Annotated in this window: 8 protein-coding genes; 2 read left to right on the top strand and 6 right to left on the bottom strand. The window is 31.0% G+C overall.

Going from position 1 to position 5,911, the window contains the following annotated elements; translation table 11 throughout:
- From QZZ53_RS16625 to QZZ53_RS16610, 4 genes are all read right to left on the bottom strand, one after another.
- The coding region (locus QZZ53_RS16625; protein ID WP_296386790.1) for a PrsW family glutamic-type intramembrane protease at positions 1–666 on the bottom strand (666 nt) is incomplete at its 3' end.
- A complete protein-coding gene (locus QZZ53_RS16620; protein ID WP_296386788.1) occupies positions 663–1,220 on the bottom strand; it encodes an NUDIX domain-containing protein in 558 nt (185 codons plus the stop codon). The genes QZZ53_RS16620 and QZZ53_RS16625, both read right to left, overlap by 4 nt.
- 10 nt (positions 1,221–1,230) lie before the next feature.
- Positions 1,231–2,376 carry an aminotransferase class V-fold PLP-dependent enzyme gene (locus QZZ53_RS16615; RefSeq protein ID WP_296386786.1) on the bottom strand — a complete coding sequence of 382 codons (1,146 nt, stop codon included), beginning with the start codon at positions 2,374–2,376 and terminating at the stop codon, positions 1,231–1,233.
- A gap of 67 nt (positions 2,377–2,443) precedes the next feature.
- On the bottom strand, positions 2,444–3,532 hold the full coding sequence (locus tag QZZ53_RS16610; protein WP_296386784.1) for a M42 family metallopeptidase: 1,089 nt from the start codon (positions 3,530–3,532) through the stop codon (positions 2,444–2,446).
- Positions 3,533–3,658: 126 nt separating this feature from the next.
- Here QZZ53_RS16610 and QZZ53_RS16605 point away from each other — a divergent pair, with 126 nt between their 5' ends.
- Complete coding sequence (locus tag QZZ53_RS16605) at positions 3,659–4,354, top strand: DUF4294 domain-containing protein (RefSeq protein WP_296386782.1); 696 nt, start codon at positions 3,659–3,661, stop codon at positions 4,352–4,354.
- The gene (locus QZZ53_RS16600) at positions 4,355–4,981 is read left to right on the top strand and encodes a hemolysin III family protein (RefSeq protein ID WP_296386780.1); all 627 of its coding nucleotides are present in this window, start codon (positions 4,355–4,357) and stop codon (positions 4,979–4,981) included.
- Here the strand turns inward: QZZ53_RS16600 and QZZ53_RS16595 are convergent.
- Together QZZ53_RS16595 and QZZ53_RS16590 are read right to left on the bottom strand one after the other, a co-directional pair.
- On the bottom strand, positions 4,978–5,445 hold the full coding sequence (locus QZZ53_RS16595; RefSeq protein ID WP_296386778.1) for a DUF1572 domain-containing protein: 468 nt from the start codon (positions 5,443–5,445) through the stop codon (positions 4,978–4,980). The genes QZZ53_RS16600 and QZZ53_RS16595 overlap by 4 nt on opposite strands.
- 10 nt (positions 5,446–5,455) lie before the next feature.
- Positions 5,456–5,911, bottom strand: a 456-nt coding sequence (locus QZZ53_RS16590; protein ID WP_296386774.1) for a DUF1036 domain-containing protein, incomplete at its 5' end; no start/stop codon positions are given.

Here is a 5,911-nt window from a genome sequence, read left to right as displayed (position 1 = left end):
AAAGTTTGAATCTTGTTGATGTTTTTTAATTGCTTTTCTAGATAAGACAATACCAATAATAAGAGATACAAATGCACCAATAGAAATACCTGGAATAAACCTAATAAATAAGAAAAAATCATAAGCTCCATGGAATAGTACAGCTAAAAATAGTCCAGCCATATTTAATTTGAATCTGTTATTTGAGAATTTGGATTTCCCCATATAATAACCCATCAAAACTCCAAAAGTCGCATGAGCAGGAACAGCTGTAAATGCTCTTAGAATTGCTGTTTCAAAACCACCTTGTAATACATACATTATGTTTTCGGTGCAAGCAAAACCCATGGATACCATAACAGCATATATAATACCATCGTAAGGTTCGTTAAAGGCTTTTTTTGGTTGAGCAAAATATCTTACAATAACATATTTGCTAAATTCTTCTGCCAGTGCAACAACAATAAAAGCTTGTATGAATTGTTGCCATACGCTAAATTCATCTGTAATAGGAATTAATCGGCCAGTAAATAGGTATAAGATGGTTACAATAAGGATGCTTAAAATCGCACCAAAAAAGAAACTTAATAATAAAAGTTTAGGTGGCTCTTTCTCATATTTATCTTGAAAATAGATATATAGGATAATGGCCATTACTGGTGCTACTGCGAATAATAATAAACTCATTGATTTAGTTGGTTTTGTATAGTATTATGTACAAATGTATAATACGATGTATTGGTAGTTACAAAATGGTTATTTGTTTTACTATGTTTTAATAGTTGTTTAAACTGATTAAAAGATACTAATTTTAAGGCTTCAACTTCCGCTTCTTGAGGAGTGAGTTGATTTAGTTTTACATTTAATTCTGAAATGTAAACATTATGAAATTCATTATCTTGAATGGATCCATCATTATAACACGTCTCATGAAGAAAAACACCAATTTTTTTAAGATTTTTAGGTTTTAAATGTAATCCTATTTCTTCTTTAGTCTCTCTTAATGCGGCTTCAATAAATGACTCTCCTGCATCTATATGACCTGCAACAGAGACATCCCAAAGTAATGGAAATATAGCTTTTTTGTGAGAACGTTGCTGTAATAAAATTTCACCTTTTTTGGTGAATAACCACAAGTGAATTGTGTTGTGATACCAACCGTTTTTATGAGCTTCAGATTTTAAAGCACTTTTACCTGTTGGTTGCCCTTTTTTAGTAACTATATCAATGTATTCATCCAAATTTTCTACTTTATATATGTGAAGCTAAACAATTAATTAAGGGTTTAAAGTCGTCTGATGTATTAAATAAATGACAGGATATTCTAATGTAATTACCTCTAAATGAAACAAAAATATGTTTACTAAATAAATCTTTTTTTAGCGCATCTAAATCTAAGTTTTCAGGTAGTTTAATACCAAATAAATGATGAGTTCTAAAATTCTCATCTTCAATTTCACAGCCTAATGCTTTTAACGCTTTCACTGCTTCTGCGGAAATATGCTTACAATAATCTTGAATTGCTTTTGGTGTCCATTCTAGGATTTGCTTAAGTGCTGCAATTTGCATTTTTACATAAATGAAGTTTCCACTTTCACCAACACAATACTTATTTGCCATAGGTTTATACTCTGATTGGTAATTTGTTAAGCCAGAAAAATCTTCACTATTTAAACGATTAGACCAATTTTCTTCAATTGGATTTCCATTATCAAAATAAGATCCAAAATATGCGTAAGCACAACCATATGGTCCAAATAACCATTTGTAACCAGCACAAATTAAGGCATCTGGTTGAATGTCTTTCACAGAAAAAGGCAATGCTCCAATAGACTGGCTCCCATCTATAATAAGCAAAGAGTTCTGTGATTTTGCTTTTTTACTAATTGCTTTTAAGTTAAATAAACTTCCGTTAGACCAATGAATATTACCAATGGCAACTAAAGCAGTTTTAGTATTAATAGCGTTTAGAATATGAAGATTCCATTGTTCTGAAGTTCCTGGAGATTTAATTGAAACTATTTTTGCATCATATTTTTCTGCAAGCTTTTGCCATGAATATATATTACTAGGAAATTGTTCATCGACAACTAAAATCTCATCACCTTCATTTAAAACAATATTATTAGCAACAGTTGCTATGCCATATGATACAGATGATATTGTAGCAATACGATTGTAATCATCTGCATCTACAAGTTTTGTAAATAATTTTTTGAGTTCTGTTACTGGTTCAAAATAATCTGAAATTGTTATTGTATATGGTTGATTTTTTTGCTTCAAGCCGTCTATACCTGCTTCGTATGTCGCTTTAAATCCAGGAGATTGTGATGCTGTGTTTAGATAAGTAACATCTTCTGGAATATCAAATTGATGCTTTTGATTTTTTAAAGTCATAGTTGCTTATTTAATAAATTAATGAATGCGTTGCTGTATAAAAAAGCCTCTAAAAAGAGGCTTATGATTACTTAAAATATGAAAACGTTTCTCCGTCTTCTATTTTTAAAAGTGATTCGTAAATTAACTTAATCACGTTTTCTACATCACTTTTATGCACCATTTCTACAGTGGTGTGCATGTATCGTAATGGTAAAGAGATTAGGGCAGAAGCAACACCACCATTGCTATATGCAAAGGCATCAGTATCTGTACCTGTCGCTCTAGAAAGTGCAGCACGTTGAAAAGGTATTTTTTTCTCTTCTGCAGTATCTGTAATTAAATCACGTAATTTTTGCTGTACTGCTGGTGCATAAGCTACAACTGGTCCTTTTCCTATTTCTGCTAATCCTTCTTTTTTAGGATCTATCATTGGAGTCGTTGTATCGTGAGTTACATCAGTGACGATAGCTACGTTAGGTTTAATAGTTTCCGTAATCATTTCGGCTCCTCGTAGTCCAATTTCTTCTTGTACTGAATTGGTCACATAAAGTCCAAAAGGTAATTTCTTTTTATTCTCGTGAAGTAAGCGTGCAACCTCCGCAATCATAAAGCCTCCCATTCTGTTATCTAGAGCGCGACAAACAAACTTATCTCCATTTAGAATATGAAATTCATCTGGATATGTAATCACACAACCAACATGAACTCCCATTTTTTCTACTTCAGCTTTATCCTTAGCTCCAATATCTATGCAAATATTATCTGGTTTTGGTGCTTCTTCTTTAGCTCTATTTCTTGTATGGATTGCAGGCCAACCAAAAACACCTTTTACAATGCCTTTTTTTGTATGGATATTTACAATTTTACTTGGTGCTATTTGGTGATCACTTCCACCATTTCTTACGACATATAATAATCCTTTATCAGATATATAATTAACGTACCACGAAATTTCATCAGCATGTCCTTCAATCACAACTTTATATTTTGCCTTAGGATTAATCACAGCAACAGCAGAACCATAGGTGTCGGTTATAAACTCATCTACATAAGGCTTTAGATAGTCCATCCAAATCTTTTGTCCTTCCCATTCATATCCAGTTGGTGATGCATTATTTAAGTATTTTTCTAAAAAATCCATCGACTTTTTAGTTAGTAATTGCTTTTTAGCCATTTGTGTAAAATTTTCTTTAAAAATAATAATATTAATACGAATTTAAGGTTAAAGGATATATTAATTCTTAATTTTGAAAACAGTTAGAATCACAATATTGGAATGATTTTAGCTTAAGCTTTATTGATGAAGTATATAATTTATATAGCGTTGTTTTTTTCTTCTGCGATTTTTGCGCAAGAAGATCCTGTAGAACAAGATTCTACACAGGTGCACTATATGATTATAGAAGGAGATTCTATACCAATTACATCTGTAGAATTAAATGAGGTTTTAGTATTACCAAATTTAAAGTTTGTAGATCGCGATGCACGAATTCGTTATATCATTTTAAGACGAAAAACCTTAAAAGTGTATCCTTATGCAAAGCTTGCAGCTGAGCGTTTGGAAGCATTGCAAAAACGTTTAGAAACTCTAGAGAAGAAGCGTGATAGAAAGAAATATTCTAAGGTTATCCAGAAATATATTGAAGATGAATTTTCTGCTGAGTTAAAGAAACTAACAAAAACAGAAGGACAAATTTTAGTTAAGCTTATACATAGGCAAACAGGAAGAACTACTTTTGAACTCATTAAAGAACTGCGGAGTGGTTGGAGAGCCTTTTGGTTTAATAGTACAGCAAATTTGTTTAATATTTCATTGAAAAGGAAATTCAGTCCGATAGATGAAGAAGAAGACTATTTGATTGAAGATGTTCTTCAACGTGCCTTTCAGAATGAGCAATTAGATCGTCAAAGACCTGCTTTTGATATTGATTTTTATGCCTGTGTTAATAAATGGGGGAAATCAAATCCTAAGACAAAATCAAAGTCTAAAAGTTAAATGCGTGTTCAAACCAAATTAGAAGAGCAGCTTAATGCATGGACACATGGAATTGGTGCTGCACTTGGTATTGTAGCTTTAGTCTTACTTATTGTTTATTCAGATAACACTAAACCTTGGAGTTTATTCAGTGTTATTGTTTATGGTATTTCTATAATTGTTTTGTTCTTAGCCTCTACATTTTATCATGCAGTTAAAGGGGAGAAGCGGAAATATTATTTTAGAATAGTAGATCATATTAGTATCTATTTACTTATTGCAGGAACTTACACACCTGTATTATTGATATTACTGAGAGATAGTTTTGGATGGCAATTATTCTGGATAGTTTGGGGAATTGCAACCTTTGGAGTGATTATAAAACTATTTTTTACAGGAAAGTTCGAAGTGTTTTCAACCCTTTTGTATTTGATAATGGGTTGGCTTATTATTTTTGATTTTTCGAATGTATCAGAAGCTATTGGACCAAATGGAACATTGTGGTTGTTTGCAGGTGGTTTATCTTATACAGTTGGTATTATCTTTTATGCCATACAAAAGGTTCCTTATTTTCATGTTATATGGCATTTGTTTGTGCTAGGTGGAGCTATTTGTCATTTCTTTATGATATTTCTTCATGTAATTTAAGCATGTAGTATTATCTTTTTTATAATGGCGATTTGCCCTAAATGATAATGTGTGTGCTCTATAATACCTGCTAAGTTTCTATAGTAACTTCCGTATTTTTCTTCTATAAAATTTGTGTAGAGTATATTATCTTCAAGCGCTTCAATTAATGAAATAAATTCTTTGGCTTCTATCCATATTTTATCCCTAAACTCTTGCCATTCAGTTTCATTTTTAAGTGTAGGATGATCAAAACTATATTTATCTCTAATCGTTAATTCCCCATTTTTAAATGCATCCATAGTACCTTTCAAATAATAATGAATATGGTAGGTGAGTACTAAAATGGTGTTTAAATCATTTATTTTTTTAGTAGCCATTTCTAAAGTGACTCCTTCTAAAGTTTCTTTAAAGTTTGAAGATGTCCAATTGCCACCAAAATAGATTTGGTGTAAATGTTTAGAGAGCTGATTTGCTGTTTTCATTTTTTAGGTATTAATCTTCACATGTTAAAGTAGTAAGAAAATTTCCATAACCTTCATCTTCTGAGATTGTTCTTTTTAAGAATTTATATCGTTCGCCTTGGATGGTTAAATATTTTTCACCTTCCCATGTCAATTCATTATCAAAAGATTCGGCAAAGAAATAGAAAGTTCTATTTTCAGTATTTGCTAGGAATAGTTCTTCATAAGGTTGAAAGTTATAAAAACCTTCAGTTTCCCATTCACCATCTAAATTTAGAGCACTTATAGCTATTTGAATTGGTTTTCTGCAATTATTTTTAAATATTAATTTATAATATTGATCTTCTATAGAGTCATTAATAGAATTTATTTCTTCAGATTTTGATACCATCATTTCTCCATTGTCATAAAAAACTTTATATTTTTTTTCTTCTTTCTTTAAATAGACATACCATATTCCTTCTTTTTCGTAATCTTTGTATTCGCC

This window comes from Winogradskyella sp. (genome assembly GCF_016744625.1).
Taxonomy (GTDB): domain Bacteria; phylum Bacteroidota; class Bacteroidia; order Flavobacteriales; family Flavobacteriaceae; genus Winogradskyella.
Note: the sequence above shows the minus strand (reverse complement) of the source record. Positions and strands in the feature narration are given on the sequence as shown.

Excerpts from the sequence above, each read along its gene's own strand:
- QZZ53_RS16615 (WP_296386786.1), bottom strand. The coding sequence starts at position 2,376 with ATGACTTTAAAAAATCAAAAGCATCAATTTGATATTCCAGAAGATGTT.
- QZZ53_RS16610 (WP_296386784.1), bottom strand. The coding sequence starts at position 3,532 with ATGGCTAAAAAGCAATTACTAACTAAAAAGTCGATGGATTTTTTAGAA.
- QZZ53_RS16605 (WP_296386782.1), top strand. The coding sequence starts at position 3,659 with ATGAAGTATATAATTTATATAGCGTTGTTTTTTTCTTCTGCGATTTTT.
- QZZ53_RS16600 (WP_296386780.1), top strand. The coding sequence starts at position 4,355 with ATGCGTGTTCAAACCAAATTAGAAGAGCAGCTTAATGCATGGACACAT.
- QZZ53_RS16595 (WP_296386778.1), bottom strand. The coding sequence starts at position 5,445 with ATGAAAACAGCAAATCAGCTCTCTAAACATTTACACCAAATCTATTTT.